Origin of the sequence: Rossellomorea marisflavi (assembly GCF_022170785.1) — a bacterium.
Taxonomy (GTDB): domain Bacteria; phylum Bacillota; class Bacilli; order Bacillales; family Bacillaceae_B; genus Rossellomorea; species Rossellomorea marisflavi_B.
Genome location: NZ_CP081870.1, coordinates 1,983,916 through 2,006,193 on the forward strand (window position 1 = coordinate 1,983,916; position 22,278 = coordinate 2,006,193).

Sequence of the window (22,278 nt, forward strand, 5' to 3'; positions counted from 1 at the left end):
AGGGTGTTTTAGATGCCTAAAGTTTTGAGCATGCCATAGAAGTGAATTCTATAAGCTTCGTGCCCAAACTGCGATTTGAGGTGGAGAAGGGCATTTTCGATGATGTACGAACGCAGCTGTCCATCATCCATCAGCTGCACCGCCTGCTCGACTGCTGTCTGGACGTTCCCGATTGAATAATATTTTCCCGTTTGGTTATGGAGCACGGCGCTTCTGATCCCGTCTGAATCTGATGTGAGGACGGGACATCTGCAACTCATCGCTTCCAAAGGGGAGTAAGGGGCTCCTTCGACCTTGGACGTGCAGCACAGGAATCCTCCGGAATCACCGATCCTCGAGAAATAATGAGGCATCTGGGAATGGGGGACATTCTGAAGGAGGTGAAGGTGGTCATCAAGTTTTAAAATCGATTTCAGCGTGTTGAAATCCTGACGTTCTTTTGGTGTGGAGAGACTTGGATCTTCGAACATATATAGCTGGACTCCAGGCTTCCTTTTGATCATCTCGTGCCCGATGTGCAGGAATTCCCTCCAGTTTTTATTATCCTCGAGCCTGCCGATCCATGCGATGATCGGGGATGGGTGCTTCGGGAGCGCTCTGTAGGCAAAGGCATCCGCATCAAAGCAGTTATTGAATCCGAATGTTGGGGTACCAGGGAAAAACTCATTGAATATAGCTCCGATATGCGGTGTTTTCGGATAGAGCAACCCATCGCAGAATTGATTGACATAGGGAATGGCATTTTTCATCTCAGCCCGTGCTGTTGCCTGGGGACCATATCCTTGTATCTCCAATAGGATCTTCCCCTTGTAACCAAGTTTCCGGAATCGTTCCATGCCTCTGTAGTCGGATGTGATGATGATGGCATCGTACCGGCCTTTTTTTAGGATCCTCTGGATGTCTGCATCCTGATCAGCGATATACACATTGCTTTCTTCGTGGTTCAACAGATCCCTTTTCTTGCTGTAGTAGAGAAAGTCGCTCTGGATCCCTGCAGAACGCAAAGCGGCAGCCCTCTGTCGATTCAGCGTTTCTACGCCGCCACTTGGGACATAGAAGACAAATAAAACATTCAAGATAGTATCCTCCTTTAACCGAATGGACTTGTAGGTCCTTATTATCAGGTATATGTAAGAGGCGGGAAGTTGTACAGGACATTCAGGGAATAACCGCTGAAATTCCTGATTTTACTGTCAACGGAAACAAGCATTACATAGTATGGAGAAGAAAAGCTTATGAGGGGGTGAAAGGATGATTCCAAAAGTGTCTATTATTATTCCGTTCTATAATTGTGCTTACGTGGATCAGGCAATCGAGAGCGCCCTCAATCAATCGTATCCGTCAATCGAAGTGATTGTGGTGGACGATGGCTCCACATTGCATCTGGAAAAGCTTGAACCTTATGCCGATCGGATTACGGTCCTCCACAAAGTCAACGGAGGAACGGCAACAGCATTGAACTGGGGGATGGATACTGCTACTGGGACCTATACCGCCTGGCTCAGTTCAGATGATCTGTTCCTCCCGGAGAAGATATCCCTGCAAGTAGAGTATATGGAGCGGAACCGGATCGACCTTTGCTTCAGTGATTATCTTCTCATTACGGATACAGGAACAGAATGGATGTGGTCGGTCAATGAATCCTTCGAGGATATAAAAAGGCTGAAAGACGTTCTGGCGCATCGTAATCCCATTAACGGTTCTACGATGCTCATGAAGAGGAAGATCTTCAAGGAAGCAGGATTCTTCGAGCCGAAGTACCGTTTCACCCATGATTATGAGATGTGGATGCGGCTGATGATGAGGGGATACTCATTTGGTTATCTTCATTTGCCCCTCATCAAGTATCGCACCCATCCGGCATCGGGTAGTATGAACCATCAAGTCGATATCCGTCGGGAAATGAATGAACTGCAGTTGCTATATAGAGAGAAAAGGAGTGAAGAAGATTGAGAGAACTCATACTTTCGGGTGCCACCCAGAAAGCCGGTCTGAAGAAGGATTGGGAACAATTTAAAAAAGGACTCGTCCTTTCGTTTCACACAAAATCGCAGCAGATTGAAAAAGTGATTGAATATATCTCACCACCGGGCGTGTGTGCTGATGATGACCCCTCAATATCGTTTACGGCCGCTACGCTGAGGAAGAACAAGCTCTATGTTCCGACGCATACCGAAATATTGGTATACGATTTGAACACCTATCAGCTCGAGAAGTATTTCACCTATCCTTCATTGAATGATGTTCATCACGTGTATCCAAGAAACAACGGGAATCTACTTATTTGTAACACAGGGCTTGATATGGTGATTGAAACGTCCCCTAAAGGTGTGATCTTGAACGAGTGGAATGTTGGCAGGGGAGGGCCGTGGAAAGCGTTTGATCCATCGATTGACTACCGGAAAGTCCCTACGACCAAACCCCATAAGCACCACCCGAACTTTGTGTTTGAACTGGAGGATGAAATATGGGTCACAAGATGCCTGCAGAAAGACGCGATCTGTTTGACCGATCCTTGGAAAGAAATCACGATCGGCAGACAGCTCATTCATGACGGAGTCCTTTATAAAAACCATTTGTATTTCACGCAGGTGGACGGCCACATCATCAAAGTGAATGCAGGGAGCCTGCAGGTCGTTCAGGATATCGACCTCACAACCGTGGGCTCACATGAGAAAAAACTGGGTTGGTGCAGGGGCATCAAACCGCTTACTGAAGACATCATCCTGGTGGGATTCACACGGATCAGACCGTCAAGCAGGGTGAATGAAGACGGCTCTAGGGAGTATTACGGACAGCACGGAGTCCTTCCAACCCGTATAGCCTGTTATAACATCAAGGAGATGGCTTTGATGTGGGAGAAAGATCTTGAGCCCCATGGAATGAATGCCATCTATTCAATTAGCTGATTAAAGGAGAGTGGAAGAGTTGTTGCCCAGAAAAAATACGTATCGCTTCCCTGTCAGGAGCACGCCCATTTCGGCTAAAAAACCGCTCCCGAGACCCCATTCGAATACACAGCCGAAGTATGCCATCCCAGATCCACGGCTGAGAGAACTGCTCGAACGGCATGCAGGGGGATGGTGAACCGATGAAAATCCTGATTGCTACCATCTTCCCATTACCCGGAGGCGGCATTTGGTCATTTGTCTCCAATCTTCATGATGGTCTTGTTGCAAAAGGGCACTCTGTCGATATCATCTGCTCGAACTCTACAAACACTCAGGTATTGAACCTCTTAAAAGGGAATACGATCGAACTTTTACCCTTCCGGCCCATGATCGAGCGGAAACTCAGGAAGTCCATTCCGAGATTGATTGAGGATCCATGGGTGTATCATGCAGAAGTGAACAGATATCTTTTTGAACGTGGACTGGCAGAACATGATTTGTCGCAATATGACCTTATCCACTGTCAGGATGTTCTGTCGGCGGTATCGATAAGCAGGATGAAACCTGCCCATATCCCCATGGTTACATCCATCCATGGCTTTTTGTCCGGAGCGATCTTCCATCAAATCAAAGCGACTAATCCCGGCAAATCCGATGGTGACATCTGGAGCAGTTTCGTCCTTCAGTATTACGCCAGGTTGGAGAAAATCGGCTATGACAGCAGTACATCTCTCCATACGTCAAGCAGGTGGATGAGGGGCATCCTGCTGAATCAATACAGCGTACCTTCTTATAAGATCATGACCTTCAACTATGGGGTTCCAATCGAACAATTCCCTGCCTATCCCGGAGAGCGTCCTTCAGGAAAGTGTACCATTGTGGCCATCAGCAGATTAGTGTACCTGAAAGGCCTCCACCACCTTCTGGAGTCGCTCGAAATGCTTTCTCCCTCACTGGAATGGGAATGCCTGATCCTAGGAGAAGGTGAGATGCAGGAGAGACTGGTGGCTCAGGCAAGGCAGCTTGGGATTGAGTCCAAGGTAAGCTTCCTTGGTAACCGGAATGATGTTGTGCAGATTCTGCAGAAGGCAGACGTTCTGGTCATTCCGAGCCTTCAGGAAAATCAGCCGTTCGCCGTCATCGAGGCGCAAATGATGGGGGTACCGGTCATTGCCTCCAACGCTGGAGGTCTTCCGGAAATGGTCGATCATCAGGGAACGGGTCTGATCGTGGAGAAAGGGAACAGCCTCCAGCTTTCCAATGCATTGGATCTTATCATCCGACACCCAGCGGAACGGGATCGTATGGGGCAGCAAGCTTGGAAACGGAGCAGGGAAAAATGGGGTCTCCCATCCCTCATTGAGAATGCTGGGGCATTCTATCAATCAGCGATGAACCTGAATACCTGATGGATGCGCCTTTTTACCAAAACATGGTGATGAGTCTAGGACAGCTCCCGCATTCTATCATAGAGTATTAAGACGAAACAGAAAGGAGAGGTCACAGGTGAAAATCGTTACAGTACTGGGGACGAGGCCGGAGATCATCAGGCTGAGCCTCATCATGAAAAAGCTCGATCAGCTTGCGGATCGGCATGTCATCGTGCATACAGGGCAGAACTTCACCCACTCATTGAACGGTGTGTTCTATCAGGAGCTTGGCCTGCGTGCACCCGACTACGTCCTGTCGGATAAGCAGCAGTCACTTGGCAAGCAGCTATCTGCCTTATATGAAGGACTTGAAGAGATACTGATCCGTGAGAAGCCGGATAAAGTGCTTGTGCTTGGCGACACGAATAGCGGGCTGAGTGCCATCCTGGCCGAACGGATGATGATTCCTGTCGTCCACATGGAAGCAGGGAACCGCTGCTTCGATTTGAATGTACCGGAAGAGAAGAATCGGAAGATCATCGATTCCGTCTCATCATTCAATCTCGTTTATACTCCGTATAGCAAAACCAATCTTCTCAATGAAGGGATGACACCAAGCAAAATCATCACAACCGGCAATCCCATCTATGAAGTTCTGAAGCATTATGAAACGGACATTGATTCCAGCACCATACTTAAAGACCTTTCATTAGAAGAAAGGGACTATTTCCTGGCTACGATCCACAGGGCAGAAAACGTAGACAACCCCCACCACCTTACCTCCATCATCCAAGCCATGAACACCATTGCGACCACCCACAAAAAAAGAATCATCTTCAGCGCACATCCGAGAACACGCTCCAAGTTATTGGCCATGCCTGATCTATCCATCGATCCAAGAATTGAATTCCATGAACCATTCGGATTCTTTGACTTCATACAGCTCGAAAAAAAGGCGTATTGCGTATTGACCGATAGCGGAACGGTCCAGGAAGAGTGCTGCATCTTCCATGTGCCGGCCGTAACAGTCAGGAAGACGACCGAAAGACCGGAAACGGTTGACTGTGGCAGTAACTTCATTTCCGGCCTGGTGGAAGCGAACATCGTGAACGGTGTGAACGTCATGTGTTCCAAGGCTGCGAATTGGAAGTGTCCTGCAGAATACTTGGATGAACATGTGTCGGATAAAGTGATCAATATACTTTTAGGAGGGACAGAAATTGTTTACTAATAAAACAATCTTAGTAACGGGAGGAACGGGATCATGGGGTAACGAACTCGTATCCCAGCTTCTTGAGAAAAATCCGAAGGAAATCAGGATCTTCTCCCGGAATGAAACAAGTCAGGTACTGACAAAGCAAAAATTCGAGAACGACCCGCGCCTGACGTTCCTGATCGGGGATGTGCGTGATAAGGAAGCGGTGATGGAGGCGGCTCAGAAAGTCGATTATATCTTCCATCTTGCGGCACTTAAACATGTACCGGTATGTGAGCATCAGCCACTTGAAGCACTTAAAACGAATGTGATGGGTACCCAGAATATCATCGACGCCGCCATTGAAAATGAAGTGGAGAAGGTAATCAATATCTCCACTGACAAAGCGGCCAATCCGTCCAATTTCTATGGATTCACGAAAGCCATGGGAGAAAAACTGATCATCAATGCCAATGTGCTGACTGATAAAACGAAATTTGTTTGTGTACGGGGCGGGAATGTACTGGGGACAAATGGAAGCGTCATCCACGTCTTCAAGCATGGCATCAAGGAAAAGTCGAAAATCGGGATAACGGATAAAAACATGACCCGTTTCTTCCTCACCATCAAAGATGCCATCAAACTGTTGTTCAAAGCCACTTACGAAAGCCATGGGGGAGAAATCTTCGTCATGAAGATGCCGACGTGCAAGATCATGGATCTGGCTCAAGTTCTCATCGATCGATATTCCCCTGATCAAGAAGTCACAGTGGAGGAACTAGGGATCCGACCGGGGGAAAAATTGCATGAATTGCTTCTGACGGAGTTTGAAAGCCACAATACCATCGTGTATGACAACGAATACTTCGTCATTCTCCCGACGATTCACATCGAAGGATTAACAGAATTTTACAAAGACTTCCCGCAGGTTGATCTTGATACGTATTCCTCAAGTGATAATATCATCAATTACGATCAGATCAAGTCCATGCTGAAGGACGGGGGCTTTCTGGAATGAGGATCCTCGTATTGGGGGGCAGGGGCATGGCTGGCCATGTCATCACCTCCTATATGAAAAAGCAGGGACATGACGTCCTCTACACCACCAGGAATGAAGACGGGATCCAACTTGATGTAACAAGCCTTGCCGGTGTAAGGAACGTCATCTTGCATCACAAGCCGGATGTGCTCATCAATGCCGTCGGACTCCTGAATGGGGATGCAGAGGCCAGACTCAAGGACGCCATCATCGTCAATGGCCTTCTGCCCCATTTTTTGACGGAAGTACTGGATGAATACGGTGGAAAACTTATCCATATCAGTACGGATTGCGTCTTTTCAGGAGAAAAGGGAAGCTATGTAGAGAATGATGAGAAGGATGGCACCACTGCCTATTCCAAGACGAAGGCGATCGGTGAGGTGACCCGCTCACCTCATCTGACCATCAGGACTTCGATCATCGGACCTGAATTGAAGGAGAATGGAATCGGTCTCTTTCACTGGTTCTTAAAGCAACAAGGTGAAGTGAAAGGATATGCGAATGTATTTTGGAACGGTGTGACCACCCTCGAACTCGCCAAAGCCATCGATCACTTGATCCCCACTGGTGCAACAGGACTCTATCATCTGTGCACACCGGGAAGAATCAGTAAGTATGAGCTCCTTCAACTTTTCAAAGAAGTTCTCAAAAAAGATGACGTGACCATCACAGCGTCACTGACTCCGGTTCATGATAAGACGCTCGTGCATACCCGGAAAGACGTTCATTATCCTGTTCAGGATTACAAAAACATGCTCATAGAAATGGTCGAATGGATGCGACAAAAATGAAACGGGTCCTTGTGACCGGAGCCTCGGGATTCACGGGACGTCACGCTTGTGCCTTGTTTGCAGGCATGGGATACACAGTGTACGGTCTAGTGAGGAAACCGACAATGATGAAAGATGTGACGCTTGTACCATGCGATATTATGGATGAACAGCAAGTCAAACGGGTGGTGCAAGAGGTGAATCCCGACATCACGCTTCATCTTGCTGCTCAGAATCACGGTGGTGTTGCCTGGGAGAAGCCTGCTTTCACATTCCGCATAAATGTACTGGGAACCTTGAATCTGTTGGAAGCTTTGAGGATCTGCGCACCGAAGTCTATCATATTGATCACGGGTTCGGTACTGGAATGGAACGCCGGCTATCAGCCGGCGCATCCATATGGCGTATCCAAGCTCATGCAGACGGGCCTTGCTTCCTCCTGGTGCACACTTTTCGGATTGGATGTTCGGATTGCCCGCTCCTCTAACTTATGCGGTCCGGGAGAATCAACAGGAATCTGTTCCCTTTTAGCAAGGAGCTGTGTGGAAGAGAAGGAAGCTTTTCACTTCGCCAATATACTCGATCAAAGGGATTTCCTAGACGTCAGGGATGCGGTTTGTGCCTATGAGAGGATTATTGCAAACGGAGAGCGCGGAGGGAATTATACAGTGGCCTCCGGTCGGAACCGGACCCTTCTGGAAGTAGCGAGGGCTATAAGGGATATAGCTGGAAGCGGAATCACCTTCAGTACAGACCTCTTTCAGCGAACTGTCCAGGAGCTGTACCCTGCGGTAGAAACCCGGGGTCTGGGATGGGAACCGGCCATTCCGTTCACACAAACATTGGAAGATATCCATGACTATATGAAAACAACAAAAAGGTAATCGGGATGATTACCTTTTTGTTGTTTTCGCAAGGTCAGAAGTAAATCGAAAATTTCTTGAATAGTGTATCGATGCTGGTCTTCCTTTTTTTCATATACTCTGTTCTTTTTTGGAGCACCCCATCCTGGAGCACCTTTCGGTCAATCTTGATGGATGAACCATGCACAATCAGGGATTTGGCCCTTTCGATCCTGGCATCATCAAAATGAAGATAGGCCATCCTCATGAGATTGTAGTAGATCCCCTCGTAGTTCACACTGTACGGGTGGGCCGTCCTGAACAAATGAAGGATGGTCACCGTAGGATCGCAGTGGCATCGGTATCCGAAAAGCCAAAGTTTGATCGAAATTTCTACATCTTCGTGCCCCCACGAATAAAATCCAGGTTCAAAACCGCCGATATCATCGAATGTCTCTTTCTTCATGACAATGCATGCACCGGGAAGAATAGCTGTTTCAAAAAGCCCCCTCCCTCTGGGGTTCCACTTAATCTTCAGTGAAGGAGTCAAGGATTGTCCGTATCCTACGATGGAGGGGTCTTCCAGTGAACCGATGGCTGGACAAACGGCATCTGTCACCCCGCTTGCCAGTGGATAGACAAGACGGTCCAACCAGAAATGTTCAAAGGTCATATGGGCATCACAAAAAGCGATATAAGGGTAGTGCGCAGCTTCCGCCCCCAGATTCCTGGCAACAGAGGGACCTACCCCTTCTGCCCGTACATAGATCACTTTTTGTTTATGTTCATAGGTTGAGAGAAAGGCGAAGCCGTCATCGGTGGACGCATCGTCCACAAGGATCGCCTCGACCTCGACATTCGTCTTGACGTTGAAAAGGGAATCCAACGTCATCTTAACATTCTTTCCTTCGTTCTTCACAGGGAATACAACGGAAACTTTGGGTATATGCCTGCTCATCTCGACGCTCCTTTACTACATGCCTCTGAATCAGTGTATGTGGCTTCGGTCCGACCGTGAATCATGCAGATAACATAAGTCAGGGGATGAGTTCATAAGATGAGTATTGGGTGATGCACATGGTGAAATGGAAAGTGGACGGAAGAGAGATGGGGGAGCTTGCAGATCACCTCCTTCCGTATATTCAATGGTTTTGCGCAGAGTATAAGTTCGAGTATAAAAGGGATCCATCAGGAGAGATGGAGGTATTTTCACCATTGTTTGGAAAAAAAGTGGAGGTAGCTGTAACCGGGATCAAAGAAGAAGCTTTTTTTCGTGTGTTCAAATCCATTATGGAGTTTAATGGAATGAAAGTTCGCACAGCAAATAACAAGGAAGAGGAACCACCGGACAAATTCATAGATGTCCAATTTGCTCAGACGGAAGATAAAGAACGATCACTCTCGTTCGGGTTTTCCAATGCTGTGGAGGCAGTCGATGTGAAAAGTCTTATTAAAATCTATCAAGGAGATATTAAATTCGGGAGCATCAACGTGCTGCCAGGAAGACCTTTTGACCATCGATATCGCTTTGTTTTCAAAGGCAGGGAGTGGGATGAATTCCTTTCTGTGGAAGCCCCGTCCATCGTGGCGAACTGCATGCTGAAATCCATCTTGAAGACGGATTTGATTCCATACCTGACCCTTTTGTCCATCGGAGGATCGCCTCCACCTATGAAGCCGAGCGACCCCCCGGTAAAAGAAGCAAGGGTGCAGGAAATCGAAGACAGGCAATATGAAGAAGCGAAGAGAAGGAAACAGCAACAGCGCACCGAGAAAATCGTGAGCGCTCATTCTTACTTTGATTACAATGTTTTGCCGAATCGGAAGCTGGATAAGTATACGGTGAAAGCAGATTTCTTCATTAAAAATACAGGGACAGCCGTTCTCCAAAATCCAAAGCTCTGTTTTAGGGTCGATCCTCATGACCGGGTCGAAATCGGCGGTCAAATCCTGCCTCCTGAAATGAGTGAGCTTTTCTCCCTCCAAGGCCAGACCGGAGCGCAAGGATGGCAGTATGCAGGCAAGGATTGGCTTGAAAAGGCGTATGAAACAGGGGAATACTGGATTGAATCCATTCAACCTCTTCAAATGGCTCCGGGGGAGACCATCAAGGTGGAAGGCGTGCAGTTTTCAATCGAATCTCTCGATGAACAAACTGCTGCCACGATCGTGGGGTTTGTATATGTGGAAGGGGAGAATCTACAGATCCAGTCACAAAACAAAATCCTCATTACATTTTAATAGATAGGCTGGGACAAACGAGTTTAAGTCATGGAAAGACCCGAATTCATTCACCAGAAATAAGGTGAATGAATTCGGGTCTTTCCTTTCTTTAAGAACATCTACATTGCTTCTTGTGCATGATTGGAGTGCAAGGCGAAGAATCCTGGGAAAAGGGTGACGCACCGTAGGATTGCAGAGGAGGCTCACAGGCTGAAAGGCAGGTCTTTCCCTGGGATTTTCAGGAATATAGGGATCGTAGGTGTTATTAAATGGTACCTAGTTCGACAGCCTCTTCTTTTATGATTCGGAATTGGAGGTCCGTATGGTACTGGGTTTGATCTGGCGCCTGCGATGATGCTCGATCATCCCCCTCAGTTCTTGGACCTGAGAGGATAGGGAATGATTCGTTGAGCGGATGGACTGGATTTCGTCAAAGAATCGTCGATCCGTTTCTTCGATCAGCTCCTGCATGAATACATGCTGTCGCTGGATGCCGAGTATCTGGAGAGCTTCTATATCATCCAACCGCCCTTCCTGTTCTTTCCTATTTTGATCTATATCCCCGAATCTTGATTCCATGAGCCATTCGTAATCCTTCATTTCCTGCTGGATCCCTGCCATCATTTCTTTGATGAACGTCATCTTTTCGATTTCGGCTACTTTCAACTGTTCTTTTGCTCGTTCAAGGGAAGTTAGGGCGATGGTACGCTCCGATACCAACTCCTCGAACTGTTCCGTTTTGGTAATCAGGCTTTTGAAAAGGTCATTCTTGGAATCCTCCGAACGGCAGAGAGCTTTTCTCAAATCTTCGATATGGGCTTGTTGATTGAGCAATTTCTCATCCTTCTTCAACGCATCGGTTTTGATGCGATCATACCATTCTCTCAATGTATCATTTTCATCAGTAAGAGCAGAGACTTCCTGCTCCCATGTTGAGATCGTTCCGTTCAGTTGAGCATTTTTCTCCTTCAGGATGTTGACTTCACTCTGAATGGTGAGGGATTTTTCCTTCCAATGATGCAGGGATGTTTCAGAGGCTGATAATTGCTCACGTAGATTGGCTGCTTCTGCGGTGATCTCCTCTGATATTTGGAGGAAATGATTCCGATCCCTGATTAATTCTTCCTCGATCGCCTGCTGAGATGCGATTTCGTCCAGAGAGGCTTCCCATTGTAACTGAACTTCTGATAGGCGCTTCTTATAAAAAGCTGCTTCTGCAAACAATACCCCCCGACTCAGACGGGCAATCTCTTGTTTCAATAGGTGCAACTGTGATTTTAAATAGACGGTTTCCCCGTTTTCGATATAATACGAGGGTTGTTTTTCTTCCTGTCTGATGACCTTCTCCTCCTCGATCGTTCGTTAATTTTACCGTATGCACCCCTCCTCGCGGCGCAACCGGGGAGAATGCCCAATTTGTGCTGCATTGTTGATAGATGCAGGGGGCTATTGTATGATCTTCCAAAAACCGATATACTTAAACAAGCAGAATACCTTCTTATTGAAGCGGTTACAGTTCGGGGAGGTCGTTCTCTCGTTACAAAGCTTGAAAGGGGACTACTCATGAATGAGGAACAGCGAAAACATGGACAGCAGGCTAATCCGACATCAGCTAAAAGCGAGAAGGATTACAGTCAATATTTTCAGAGCGTCTATATTCCGCCTTCGTTGAAAGAAGCAAAAAAACGCGGGAAAGAGGAAGTCCAGTATCATAATGACTTCACCATTGATGATAAATTCAAAGGCCTTGGAACAGGAAGGAAATTCTACATACGTACATACGGTTGTCAGATGAACGAACACGATACCGAGGTCATGGCCGGGATCTTCATGGCCCTGGGCTATGAGGCAACGAATAACACAAATGATGCGGATGTAATCCTTCTGAATACATGTGCCATCCGGGAGAATGCGGAGAACAAAGTGTTCGGGGAGCTCGGTCACCTTAAAGCGCTGAAACGGGAGAATCCGGGACTGCTCATCGGCGTATGCGGGTGCATGTCACAGGAAGAATCCGTCGTCAAAAAGATTTTGAAAACGTATCAGCAAGTCGATATGATCTTTGGTACCCATAATATCCACAGACTCCCTGAAATCCTTTCAGAGGCATATATGTCCAAGGCCATGGTCGTAGAGGTCTGGTCAAAGGAAGGGGATGTGATCGAGAACCTTCCGAAGGTGCGCAGGGGAAACATCAAGGCTTGGGTGAATATCATGTATGGCTGCGATAAGTTTTGCACGTACTGCATCGTACCCTATACACGCGGGAAAGAACGGAGCAGAAGACCGGAAGAGATCATTCAGGAAGTACGGTCGCTGGCTGCTCAGGGGTATCAGGAAGTCACCCTTCTTGGCCAGAACGTCAATGCATACGGTAAGGATATTGAAGATATGGACTACGGACTCGGGGACCTGATGGACGAATTGAGGAAGATCGATATCCCTAGGATCCGCTTTACGACCAGTCATCCACGCGATTTTGATGATCATCTGATCGAAGTCCTTTCGAAGAAAGGGAATCTCGTCGAACACATCCATCTACCTGTTCAGTCCGGTTCCACTTCTGTCCTGAAGATCATGGCCAGAAAGTATTCACGTGAGGTCTTTCTTGACCTCGTGGCGAGGATCAAGACGGCCATGCCGGATGTTGCCCTGACCACAGACATCATCGTCGGTTATCCGAATGAAACAGAAGAGCAATTCGAAGAGACCCTCTCCTTGTACAGGGAGGTGGGCTTCGAATCGGCCTACACGTACATCTACTCCCCGCGGGAAGGGACCCCTGCGGCCAAAATGACGGATAATGTTCCTGACGATGTAAAAAAAGACCGTCTGCGCAGACTGAATGCAGTGGTCAATGAGTTTTCCGGGAAATCACTCCTGCCCTATAAAGGCGAAATCGTGGAAGTCCTTGTAGAAGGAGAGAGTAAGAAGAATCCGGAGGTGCTCGCCGGATATACAAGAAGGAGCAAACTAGTGAATTTCAAGGCACCCAAGACGGCCATTGGCAAAATCGTGAAGGTGAAGATCACCGATACCAAAAGCTGGTCGCTCGATGGGGAAATGATCGAAGAAGGTCTAATCGGATCTGAATTTCAAATACCGGCAGAGGTGAACTGATATGGCGAAATATACAAAAGACGATATTATCAAGCATGCAGGCGATCTTGCACAAATGATCGCAGATACAGAAGAAGTGGACTTCTTCAAACGTGCAGAGGCACAGATTCACGAAAATCAAAAAGTGAGAGAAATGATTGCAAGCATCAAGAGCCTTCAAAAGCAGGCGGTCAACTTCCAACACTACGGCAAAAGTGAAGCACTGAAGATGGTTGAAGCAAAAATTGAGAACCTGGAAAATGAAATTGACGCTATTCCTATTGTCCAGCAGTTTAAAGAATCTCAAGAGGATGTGAATGATCTGCTTCAGATCGTAGCATCGGTCATCTCCAACAATGTGACCGACCACATCATTGAAACGACCGGCGGGGACATCCTAAGGGGAGAAACCGGGTCTCAGGTCCGTAATTCCATGCCGGGCAGCTGCTCATAAGTTTCCCATTAGATAAGGCTTAAACAAACCTGTTTTAGTCATCGAAAAACCCGAATTTTTGCCTGCTGCAAGGCAACAATTCGGGTTTTTCATTTATTTAATGAACATTTTCATGGTGTCTAACGGTGGACTGGAGAGCAAGGAAAAGACAACTGCGGGAAGCATCGCCCCCTGAAGGCATGTGGGGTGGATCGCCAGCTCCCCGCAGAAAGCGAAAACTTGCAGAGAAATCGGTTTAAAGAACCTAAATGGATCGCGTGTCCGTCATTAGATTGTCCCTTTTTTGTTTTATCCCAACCCTCTTCTTCCATCGCTGCGCCTCGCATACGCTCTCCTTTTCGTAACATCCCTTGGGTATTCGCATACAATACAGTATCTCGCAACAATCCTTTCATGCAATCCAATTTACTCGCACAAACACCTAAGTCATCGCATAAGATGAATTGAAAATGAATGAGGAGGTACGCTCGAATGGCAGAATATAGAGAGATCATTACAAAAGCGGTCGTAGCGAAGGGACGCAAATTCACTCAGTCCCATCATACGATTTGCCCGCCGCATCACCCATCGAGCATTTTAGGCTGCTGGATCATCAATCACGAGTACAAGGCACACAAAGTAGGGAAAAAAGTAGAGATTCAGGGTTGTTATGATATCAACGTATGGTACTCCCACAGCGACAACACGAAGACATCCGTGGTCACTGAGCGAGTCGAATATACAGACGTCATCAAATTGAAATACCGCGATCCTGATTGCTCGGATGATCTTGAAGTGTGCGCCCGCGTACTCCAACAGCCGAACTGCTGCGAAGCGGTCATCTCACCGAATGGGAATAAAATCATCGTTCATGTAGAACGTGAATTCCTGGTGGAAGTGATCGGTGAAACAAAAGTATGTGTCCTGGTGAATCCTGACGGCTGTGATGATCATGATTGGGACTGCGACCTGGATGACGAAGAGTTTGAAGAACTGGATCCGGAATTCCTTGAAGGCATCGAAGAGTAAAGATTGCTAGGAAGACGGCCTCTTCCTAGTTTTTTTATGAAACCATCCGAACGGATGGTTTCTTCTTTGTGGCAAGCACCTGCCCGATTGCATGGAAGTATGCTAAAATGGGTGGGAAGACCGATCATGAAAGGATTTTTAAACATGAAAAAAACAGTGGTTCTGGCAGAAAAGCCTTCTGTCGGAAGAGATATCGCACGGGTGCTTAACTGCACACAAAAAGGGAACGGATTCTTGGAAGGAAAAGAGTACATCGTAACCTGGGCCCTTGGGCATCTCGTTACCCTTGCAGACCCCGAAACCTATGATGACAAGTATAAAACGTGGAAGATAGAAGACCTGCCGATGCTTCCGAAAGATCTTAAGCTGGTAGTGATCAAAAAAACAGGAAAACAATTCAATGCCGTAAAAACCCAGATGAATCGGCCGGATGTAAAAGAAATCGTCATAGCAACGGATGCCGGGCGTGAAGGAGAACTCGTCGCAAGGTGGATCCTGGAAAAGGCGAAGCCGCAAAAGCCGTTGAAGCGTTTATGGATTTCATCCGTAACCGACAAAGCCATTCAGCAAGGTTTCAGCCGTTTAAAAGATGGAAAAGCCTATGAAAATCTCTATAGGGCTGCAGAGGCAAGGTCAGAAGCGGATTGGTATGTCGGCATGAATGCCACAAGGGCTTTGACAACCAAACATAATGCCCAGCTTTCCTGTGGTCGTGTACAAACTCCGACGCTCAGTATCATCGCGCAGCGGGAAGAGGAAATCAGGAACTTCAAGCCCGTCCCGTACTATGAGATCCAAGCGGTCACCTCAAAAGGGACCTTTACATGGCTTAAAGGTCAAGAATCAAGGTCGTTTTCAAAAGAAGAAGTGGAACGGGTAGAAGCTGCCTTGAAAGCGCAAAAAAAACCGCTTACGATCGATACGGTCAAAAAAGCAACGAAAAAGAATCCTGCACCTTCGTTTTATGATTTGACTGAGCTCCAGCGGGATGCCCATAAAGTATATGGTTTTTCGGCAAAGGAAACGCTGTCGATCATGCAGAAGCTTTATGAACAGCATAAATTGGTCACATATCCCAGGACCGACAGCAGGCATCTCTCGAGTGATATGATCGATACACTGAAAGATCGTCTGATGGCCGTCAATGTCCAAGAGTACAGGGGAATCGTGCATCATGCATTGAAAGGAAAGCTTACCCTTTCAAAAGCGTATGTAGATGACACCAAGGTAAGTGATCACCATGCCATCATCCCAACGGAGGAAACACCTTTTCTTCAGAAGCTCCAGGACAGGGAACGGAAAATCTATGATCTGATCGTGAAGCGTTTCGTCGCTGCTTTCTACGCTCCGTATTCTTATGAGCAGACCACCGTCACGGCTAGGATCGATCAGAACCGGTTCCAACTCAAGGGGAACAGGGTACTGGATCAAGGCTGGAAGGCCGTTTATGAGAATGAAATCGTTGAAGGGTTGAAGGCCGCGATAGCTGAAGGGGAGAGTCTGCCCCTGTTGTCGGTAAAGCATACGGAAGGCAGGACCACGCCGCCGGGAAGATTCAATGAAGGAACCCTTCTGACCGCCATGGAAAACCCACGCAAGTACATGAAAGGCAGCGATCAGAATTTGTTGGAGGCCATATCGGAAACCGGGGGACTTGGTACCGTGGCGACTCGTGCCGACATCATTGAAAAGCTATTCCACACGGCTCTCATCGAAGAGACGGGGAAAGAAATCACCATAACGTCTAAAGGGAAACAGCTGCTTGATCTGGCGCCCTCTGAGTTGAGGTCTCCAACACTGACTGCAGAATGGGAAATGAAGCTGGAGCAGATTGCCGGTGGCAAACTGAGCAAACAAGAATTCATGAAGGAAATCAAGGAATATACGAAAAAGTCGGTCCATGAAATCAAGCAATCCACTAAAAAATTCTCCCATGACAATCTCACAGGAACGAGATGCCCGGATTGCGGGAATCTCATGCTTGAAATTAAGAATCGCAATGGGAAAATGCTCGTTTGTCAGGATCGTGAGTGTGGACATCGCAAAAACGTCAGTAAAAAGACGAATGCACGCTGCCCGAACTGCCACAAGCGCCTTGAACTTAAGGGAGAAGGCGATGGACAACTGTTCGTATGCGTGTGCGGTCACAAAGAAAAGCTTTCTACCTTCAATCAGCGGAGGAAGAAGGAAAAGGGCGGTAAAGCAACAAAAAGGGATGTCAATCAGTACTTGAAAACCCAGCAGACGGACGAACCGGTCAATACGGCTCTTGCCGATGCACTTGCTAAATTAAAGCTTGATCAATAACTGTAAAGACGGCCTTTGGGCCGTCTTTTTCTATGGGTAAAAAGCAACAAGTTTAATTATTTTGAATATTTGGTTGATTTACTTGTCGAATCATATTAAGATTGCGGTTATATTCAATTAAAAGGGGGATCGGCATATGCTGACTTTCATCACGGCATTATTCATTCTGATTGCAGGCTACTTCGTTTATTCAAAGGTGGTCGAAAAGATTTTCGTCATCGACGACCGAACGATCACCCCGGCCTATTCAAAACGGGACGATTTGGATTATGTACCGATGAGCTGGTGGAAGGCAAGCCTCATCCAGCTTCTGAACATAGCGGGACTTGGACCGATCTTCGGTGCCATTATGGGTGCTCTGTACGGACCAGTTGCATTCATCTGGATCGTCATCGGCTGTTTATTTGCAGGAGCTGTACATGATTACTTTTCAGGTATGTTGTCTTTGCGGCATGGAGGTGCTCAGTTCCCTGCCATCGTGGGGAATTACCTTGGGAAACCGGTGAAGGTGGCGATGAATCTACTGTCCATAGTTCTCATGATCCTAGTAGCCGCAGCCTTTACGGCGGGACCTGCCCAACTGCTTACCGAGCTGACTCCTTTATCATTCATGACATGTCTCATTCTCATATTCATTTACTTTGTGGTCGCTACGGTTCTTCCAGTCAACAAAATCATCGGAAGGATCTATCCATTCTTCGGTGCTATCTTGATCTTCATGGCCGTATCTATCGGCATCGGTTTATTCTTTTTTGAACATCCGATCCCGAATCTTACGTTGGCAAATTTACATCCCGGAGACCTCCCCATCTGGCCGTTGCTGATGGTAACCGTTTCATGCGGAGCAATTTCGGGGTTCCATTCCACACAGAGCCCGATCCTTTCAAGAACGTTGAAGAAAGAGAGCGAGGGGAGGAAGGTGTTTTACGGTGCCATGGTGGCTGAGGGCGTCATCGCTCTGATTTGGGCAGCTGCCGGGATGGCTTTCTTCAACGGTACGCCGGGTCTTCAAGAGGCCCTTGCCGCAGGAGGACCTGCAGGTGTGGTGAACGAGATCAGTACCACAACCCTTGGTACCGTTGGCGGCGTCTTTGCTGTATTGGGTGTCATCATCCTCCCGATAACAACAGGAGACACTGCCCTACGCTCATCAAGGATGATGCTGTCCGAATTGATCCGCGATATCCGAAAGCAGGATACGGACAATAAGTGGCTCCCTGTCCTGTTGGTGATCCCGGTAGCGCTCCCCACATTCCTCCTGACGCAGATCGACTACAGCTTCTTATGGCGATATGTGGGATGGTCCAACCAAGTGGTGGCGACGGTCATGCTGTGGACGGGTTCCATTTATTTACTGAGGAAGGCTGCATTCCACTGGATATGCACGATTCCTGCCCTATTCATGACCGCGGTCGTGAGTGTGTATATCTTTTATGCGCCTGAAGGATTCGGACTCGATTATAAGCTGTCCATGATTCTTGGATCGGTGATTTGGGTGGCAGTCCTGATCTGGTTCCTCCGTCAATGGAAGATGAGCCGGCCGATCCGCTCCCTCAGCCCTGAAACACTTCATTCCTGAAGGGATTGGTCATAGAGTCGGACGGTTAGTCAAACCGTCCGGCTTCTTAATGTGTCTCAGTTTATCCCCGAAGCCCGTCAACGGGAGAACCTGTTCGGAAACCACCGCTTCTAAAGGTGGACAGCCCCGAATAAAGATGAGTAGGGGAATACCAATCAGGAAGGAGCGATGGTGGTGGATCAACACAAAGATTTGTTACAAGATGAGCGAAGGGTATGGCATTCCATGAAGCCATATAATCCAGATTCGACCATGGTGGTGACCAAAGCAGCCGGTGCGTGGGTGACCGATCATGAAGGGGCACGTTTCCTCGATGGAATGGCGGGGTTATGGTGTGTGAACATAGGATACGGAAGAGAGGAGCTTGCGGTTGCAGCTTATGAACAACTAAGGGAAATGCCCTATTATCCCCTTACTCAAAGTCATCGGCCAGCAATCGAACTGGCGGAAAAGCTGACCGAGCTCATCGGGGATGATTATGTGTTCTTCTTTTCCAACAGCGGTTCAGAAGCAAATGAGACGGCATTCAAGATAGCCCGTCAGTATCATCAGCAAAAGGGTGAAGGGAATCGATATAAAATTGTGGCAAGATACAGGGGGTACCACGGGAATACCCTTGGGGCTTTATCTGCAACCGGTCAGGCCCAGAGGAAATATAAGTACGAACCACTGGCACCGGGATTCATCCATGTGAGACCGCCGGATGCTTACAGGGATGCAACCGGATCTACCGGAAAAAATCTCCCTGCCGTTCAGGCGCTGGACGAAACACTGACATGGGAGCTCAGTGAAACCATTGCAGCTGTCATCATGGAACCGATCATCACAGGTGGTGGGATCGTCATGCCCCAGGATGACTATATGAAGGCAGCGAAAGAGGTATGTGAAGCCCACGGGGCACTGTTGATCGTGGACGAAGTCATTACAGGATTCGGCCGCACTGGAAAGGCATTCGGATTCATGCATTACGGGATCAAGCCGGATATCATCACGATGGCGAAGGGAATCACCTCAGCATATCTTCCACTTTCTGCGACGGCAGTCAGGAGAGAGGTGTACGAGGCCTTCAAGGGTAGTGAAGAATACGATTACTTCAGGCATATCAATACATTCGGGGGAAGCCCGGCGTCATGTGCAGTGGCCGTGAAAAACATCGACATAATCCAAAAGGAAAAGCTTATTGACCGGTCTGCGAGGCTTGGAGAGAAGGCCTTAAACTACCTACGTAGAAAACTGGCCACTCATGCCCGGGTCGGTGATGTTAGGGGAAAAGGCTTGCTCCTTGGAATCGAGCTGGTGAAGGATAAGTCGACAAAAGAGCCCCTTGACGGGAAATCCGTAAGCAGCGTAGTGGATTATTGTAAACAAAAGGGTATCCTGATCGGTAAAAATGGAGCCACCGTAGCGGGATTCAATAACGTACTTGCCCTCTCGCCACCCCTTGTCATTGAAGAGAACGATCTTGAGCTGATGCTTGAAACCGTAGTGGAAGGGATCAGCCGTCTATAATACCGTAAAAGCCCTCGCGGTTGCGAGGGCTTTTACCGTTACAATCAAGGGCGCTCTTCCGATGGTTTGACAGGCGATGCGCCTGGAACGCTCCTCTTGTCGGCTTCCACTTGGTCGGATGAAAAAATGGTGACGATCATCTGACCCCCGATGACTTTTGAGCGGATCAGGATTGGCTGATGATAAGGGTTGCGGAACGCAAAATCTGGTCCATACCAGCTGACGGTCGCGTCTCTGCCTTTCGGGACATAGGGAACCCTTTTGGAATGGTGATAGCGCTCCACAATCTTCACCCCAGCACGATCAACAGCATTGAACAGAGTAGATGAAACCTGGCAGATCCCTCCCCCGATATCTTCTGATAATTCTCCCTTGACGATGACGGGAGCCTTCATATAGCCCTTTCCTTTTGTACGTTTACCCACCGTTTTATTGAATGAAAACGTTTCGCCGGGAAAGATGACCGTATTGTTGATTTGATCGGAAGCAAGGATAATATTGTTCGTTCGTTCTTCATTTCTTTTATTGAAATACGTTACATAGGAGCCAATGCGATTCGTTCGTATATGGGCGAGGATTTCGGTATCAACCTTCGGGTAGGTTTTCAGGGTTGGGACCTCTGTGGGAGTCACCCCTCTGTAAAGGTAGTTCATAACGGCTTCTTTGAATGCGGTGCTGTCAAGGATAAGGCCGGTTTGCCCGGGGATGATCCGGTTATGTTCGTCAATTTTGGCATTGACCGGGGCTTTATAAGCCTTTTCCTGAAGAAGTGAAACAAGATGATTAAAATGGTTTTCATTAAGTATCGGTACATCCAGGTAGGGAAGTGTAAGCGATTCTTCCTTGACGGTAATGATTTCATTCCCCGTATCGAGTTCAAGGGGCTGCTGATTCGATAGTCCGATCATGGCAGCAAGGTAAAAAGTGGTCCATGCCATCGTTATCACCCTTTCCCTTTTAGTATGGTCCCCACGTATACGGTCATGCGGGTGAAGGCTGATTTCCAAAAATTAATGGTTATGGAACAGGTCAATTAACGAAAAAGTAGAAGGAAGAGTGCGGGCAAACATATGGATGTAATTAACAAAAAAGGAGGCCTCTGATGGCATTGATGATGAAAGTACTCATAACCGCCACCATTATAGGGGTGGTACCCTTAAGAATGGACTATATGACCGACACGCTTCCTTGGAAAGAGACGAACCTGCTTCTCCCCAAGTATTCTTATTTCGAGGTCATCGACGTGGAAACAGGCAAAAATTTTCAAGTCCAACGCCGTGCGGGGAATAAACATGCGGATGTACAACCGGTGACAGAGGCGGACACGAAAGTGATGAAAGAAATCTACGGCGGACATTGGAGCTGGAACAGAAGAGCGATCCTGGTGAAGTCGGGCAATCTCCTCATCCCTGCTTCCATGAACGGAATGCCCCACGGGGGAGGAGCTCTTCAAAATGGGTTCCCGGGTCATTTCTGCGTCCATTTCCTCGGAAGTACAACCCATAAGACGCCTCGCCCGGATTTCGCTCATACCCTGATGATCCATAAAGCTGCCGGAGAACTTCCGGAATTCCTTGCGTCCTTGGAACCAGAGGGAGCCATGAAGGCCGTTGAGATGGCGGTGAAACAACGCGATGAAGAGCTGCTTGGGAAAATGCTCCTTGAAGGCAGGGGGATGGAGTCGGAGACCCTTCTGAAAAAAGTAAAAACGATGAAGATATCTTCATATGAAGCGAAAGAACTAAACCCGTTCCTGGCCAGTATCACAATCAAGTTGAAGTGGACGGATGGGAAACGTGGAGTTCATCATTCTGATTTGGATTTAACTCTCCATCAGCCGGAAGGAATATCAGGTTGGAAGGTTGACGGGAATGAACTGAACGGTTCATTTTGATCATGACTGGCAGTAGGCGGATGATATACTCTCATCCGCCTGTTTCCATTCTTTCCGGAATGAAACCACACGGTGGGATATGATATAATGAGACGTCT

General features: G+C 47.7%; 20 protein-coding genes. 16 read left to right on the plus strand and 4 right to left on the minus strand.

Annotation, left to right across the window (positions count from 1 at the left end):
* Positions 1-8: 8 nt before the first annotated feature.
* Complete coding sequence (locus K6T23_RS10465; RefSeq protein ID WP_238284276.1) at positions 9-1,076, minus strand: glycosyltransferase family 4 protein; 1,068 nt, start codon at positions 1,074-1,076, stop codon at positions 9-11.
* 175 nt (positions 1,077-1,251) lie between these two features.
* Here K6T23_RS10465 and K6T23_RS10470 point away from each other — a divergent pair, with 175 nt between their 5' ends.
* The 8 genes from K6T23_RS10470 (at position 1,252) to K6T23_RS10505 (ending at position 8,149) form a co-directional block, all read left to right on the plus strand.
* The gene (locus K6T23_RS10470) at positions 1,252-1,953 is read left to right on the plus strand and encodes a glycosyltransferase family 2 protein (protein WP_079515980.1); all 702 of its coding nucleotides are present in this window, start codon (positions 1,252-1,254) and stop codon (positions 1,951-1,953) included.
* Complete coding sequence (locus K6T23_RS10475) at positions 1,950-2,909, plus strand: hypothetical protein (RefSeq protein ID WP_238284277.1); 960 nt, start codon at positions 1,950-1,952, stop codon at positions 2,907-2,909. Before K6T23_RS10470 ends, K6T23_RS10475 begins: the two co-directional genes overlap by 4 nt.
* A gap of 19 nt (positions 2,910-2,928) precedes the next feature.
* Complete coding sequence (locus K6T23_RS10480) at positions 2,929-3,087, plus strand: hypothetical protein (RefSeq protein ID WP_179125796.1); 159 nt, start codon at positions 2,929-2,931, stop codon at positions 3,085-3,087.
* Between the two features lie 4 nt (positions 3,088-3,091).
* A complete protein-coding gene (locus K6T23_RS10485) occupies positions 3,092-4,300 on the plus strand; it encodes a glycosyltransferase family 4 protein (RefSeq protein ID WP_238284278.1) in 1,209 nt (402 codons plus the stop codon).
* A 97-nt stretch (positions 4,301-4,397) separates the two neighbouring features.
* Positions 4,398-5,492 carry a non-hydrolyzing UDP-N-acetylglucosamine 2-epimerase gene (gene wecB / locus K6T23_RS10490; RefSeq protein WP_079515983.1) on the plus strand — a complete coding sequence of 365 codons (1,095 nt, stop codon included), beginning with the start codon at positions 4,398-4,400 and terminating at the stop codon, positions 5,490-5,492.
* A complete protein-coding gene (locus tag K6T23_RS10495; protein WP_048003969.1) occupies positions 5,482-6,474 on the plus strand; it encodes an SDR family NAD(P)-dependent oxidoreductase in 993 nt (330 codons plus the stop codon). The genes wecB and K6T23_RS10495 overlap by 11 nt, the downstream gene beginning before the upstream one ends.
* Positions 6,471-7,286 carry an SDR family oxidoreductase gene (locus tag K6T23_RS10500; protein WP_056537013.1) on the plus strand — a complete coding sequence of 272 codons (816 nt, stop codon included), beginning with the start codon at positions 6,471-6,473 and terminating at the stop codon, positions 7,284-7,286. The genes K6T23_RS10495 and K6T23_RS10500 overlap by 4 nt, the downstream gene beginning before the upstream one ends.
* Positions 7,268-8,149 (plus strand): NAD-dependent epimerase/dehydratase family protein, encoded by an 882-nt coding sequence (locus tag K6T23_RS10505; RefSeq protein ID WP_238284279.1) that lies wholly within the window; start codon positions 7,268-7,270, stop codon positions 8,147-8,149. Before K6T23_RS10500 ends, K6T23_RS10505 begins: the two co-directional genes overlap by 19 nt.
* A 34-nt stretch (positions 8,150-8,183) precedes the next feature.
* Here K6T23_RS10505 and K6T23_RS10510 read toward each other — a convergent pair whose 3' ends face one another.
* Entirely contained in the window at positions 8,184-9,065 is an 882-nt protein-coding gene (locus K6T23_RS10510; RefSeq protein WP_238284280.1) for a glycosyltransferase family 2 protein, read from the minus strand.
* A gap of 119 nt (positions 9,066-9,184) precedes the next feature.
* Here K6T23_RS10510 and K6T23_RS10515 point away from each other — a divergent pair, with 119 nt between their 5' ends.
* A complete protein-coding gene (locus tag K6T23_RS10515; RefSeq protein ID WP_238284281.1) occupies positions 9,185-10,348 on the plus strand; it encodes a hypothetical protein in 1,164 nt (387 codons plus the stop codon).
* Between the two features lie 279 nt (positions 10,349-10,627).
* Here the strand turns inward: K6T23_RS10515 and K6T23_RS10520 are convergent, their stop codons facing one another.
* Positions 10,628-11,590: a coiled-coil domain-containing protein gene (locus tag K6T23_RS10520; RefSeq protein ID WP_238284282.1), complete on the minus strand. Its 963-nt coding sequence runs from the start codon at positions 11,588-11,590 to the stop codon at positions 10,628-10,630.
* 303 nt (positions 11,591-11,893) lie between these two features.
* Between K6T23_RS10520 and miaB the strand changes: the two genes are divergently transcribed.
* From miaB to K6T23_RS10550, 6 genes are all read left to right on the plus strand, one after another.
* Complete coding sequence (gene miaB / locus K6T23_RS10525; protein WP_238284283.1) at positions 11,894-13,450, plus strand: tRNA (N6-isopentenyl adenosine(37)-C2)-methylthiotransferase MiaB; 1,557 nt, start codon at positions 11,894-11,896, stop codon at positions 13,448-13,450.
* Between the two features lies 1 nt (position 13,451).
* Positions 13,452-13,883 carry a YlbF/YmcA family competence regulator gene (locus tag K6T23_RS10530; protein ID WP_079515990.1) on the plus strand — a complete coding sequence of 144 codons (432 nt, stop codon included), beginning with the start codon at positions 13,452-13,454 and terminating at the stop codon, positions 13,881-13,883.
* 471 nt (positions 13,884-14,354) lie between these two features.
* Positions 14,355-14,891, plus strand: a complete 537-nt coding sequence (locus tag K6T23_RS10535) for an outer spore coat protein CotE (RefSeq protein ID WP_048003961.1) — start codon at positions 14,355-14,357, stop codon at positions 14,889-14,891.
* Positions 14,892-15,035: 144 nt separating this feature from the next.
* The gene (locus tag K6T23_RS10540; RefSeq protein ID WP_238284284.1) at positions 15,036-17,198 is read left to right on the plus strand and encodes a DNA topoisomerase III; all 2,163 of its coding nucleotides are present in this window, start codon (positions 15,036-15,038) and stop codon (positions 17,196-17,198) included.
* A 136-nt stretch (positions 17,199-17,334) separates the two neighbouring features.
* Positions 17,335-18,777, plus strand: coding sequence for a carbon starvation CstA family protein (locus K6T23_RS10545; RefSeq protein WP_148985340.1), 1,443 nt, complete (start codon positions 17,335-17,337; stop codon positions 18,775-18,777).
* A gap of 168 nt (positions 18,778-18,945) precedes the next feature.
* Entirely contained in the window at positions 18,946-20,286 is a 1,341-nt protein-coding gene (locus tag K6T23_RS10550; protein WP_238284285.1) for an aspartate aminotransferase family protein, read from the plus strand.
* 44 nt (positions 20,287-20,330) lie between these two features.
* On the opposite strand, the gene K6T23_RS10555 is transcribed toward K6T23_RS10550, so the two are convergent.
* Positions 20,331-21,224, minus strand: coding sequence for a VanW family protein (locus K6T23_RS10555; protein ID WP_238284286.1), 894 nt, complete (start codon positions 21,222-21,224; stop codon positions 20,331-20,333).
* A 164-nt stretch (positions 21,225-21,388) separates the two neighbouring features.
* Between K6T23_RS10555 and K6T23_RS10560 the strand changes: the two genes are divergently transcribed.
* The gene (locus K6T23_RS10560; protein ID WP_238284287.1) at positions 21,389-22,180 is read left to right on the plus strand and encodes a hypothetical protein; all 792 of its coding nucleotides are present in this window, start codon (positions 21,389-21,391) and stop codon (positions 22,178-22,180) included.
* Positions 22,181-22,278 lie beyond the last annotated feature (98 nt).

Bases quoted from the DNA above. Each gene is read 5' to 3' on its own strand.
- K6T23_RS10470 (WP_079515980.1), top strand. From the start codon at position 1,252: ATGATTCCAAAAGTGTCTATTATTATTCCGTTCTATAATTGTGCTTAC.
- K6T23_RS10485 (WP_238284278.1), top strand. From the start codon at position 3,092: ATGAAAATCCTGATTGCTACCATCTTCCCATTACCCGGAGGCGGCATT.
- K6T23_RS10500 (WP_056537013.1), top strand. From the start codon at position 6,471: ATGAGGATCCTCGTATTGGGGGGCAGGGGCATGGCTGGCCATGTCATC.
- K6T23_RS10505 (WP_238284279.1), top strand. From the start codon at position 7,268: ATGGATGCGACAAAAATGAAACGGGTCCTTGTGACCGGAGCCTCGGGA.
- K6T23_RS10510 (WP_238284280.1), bottom strand. From the start codon at position 9,065: ATGAGCAGGCATATACCCAAAGTTTCCGTTGTATTCCCTGTGAAGAAC.
- K6T23_RS10515 (WP_238284281.1), top strand. From the start codon at position 9,185: ATGGTGAAATGGAAAGTGGACGGAAGAGAGATGGGGGAGCTTGCAGAT.
- miaB (WP_238284283.1), top strand. From the start codon at position 11,894: ATGAATGAGGAACAGCGAAAACATGGACAGCAGGCTAATCCGACATCA.
- K6T23_RS10530 (WP_079515990.1), top strand. From the start codon at position 13,452: ATGGCGAAATATACAAAAGACGATATTATCAAGCATGCAGGCGATCTT.
- K6T23_RS10535 (WP_048003961.1), top strand. From the start codon at position 14,355: ATGGCAGAATATAGAGAGATCATTACAAAAGCGGTCGTAGCGAAGGGA.
- K6T23_RS10540 (WP_238284284.1), top strand. From the start codon at position 15,036: ATGAAAAAAACAGTGGTTCTGGCAGAAAAGCCTTCTGTCGGAAGAGAT.
- K6T23_RS10545 (WP_148985340.1), top strand. From the start codon at position 17,335: ATGCTGACTTTCATCACGGCATTATTCATTCTGATTGCAGGCTACTTC.
- K6T23_RS10550 (WP_238284285.1), top strand. From the start codon at position 18,946: ATGGTGGTGGATCAACACAAAGATTTGTTACAAGATGAGCGAAGGGTA.
- K6T23_RS10555 (WP_238284286.1), bottom strand. From the start codon at position 21,224: ATGGCATGGACCACTTTTTACCTTGCTGCCATGATCGGACTATCGAAT.
- K6T23_RS10560 (WP_238284287.1), top strand. From the start codon at position 21,389: ATGGCATTGATGATGAAAGTACTCATAACCGCCACCATTATAGGGGTG.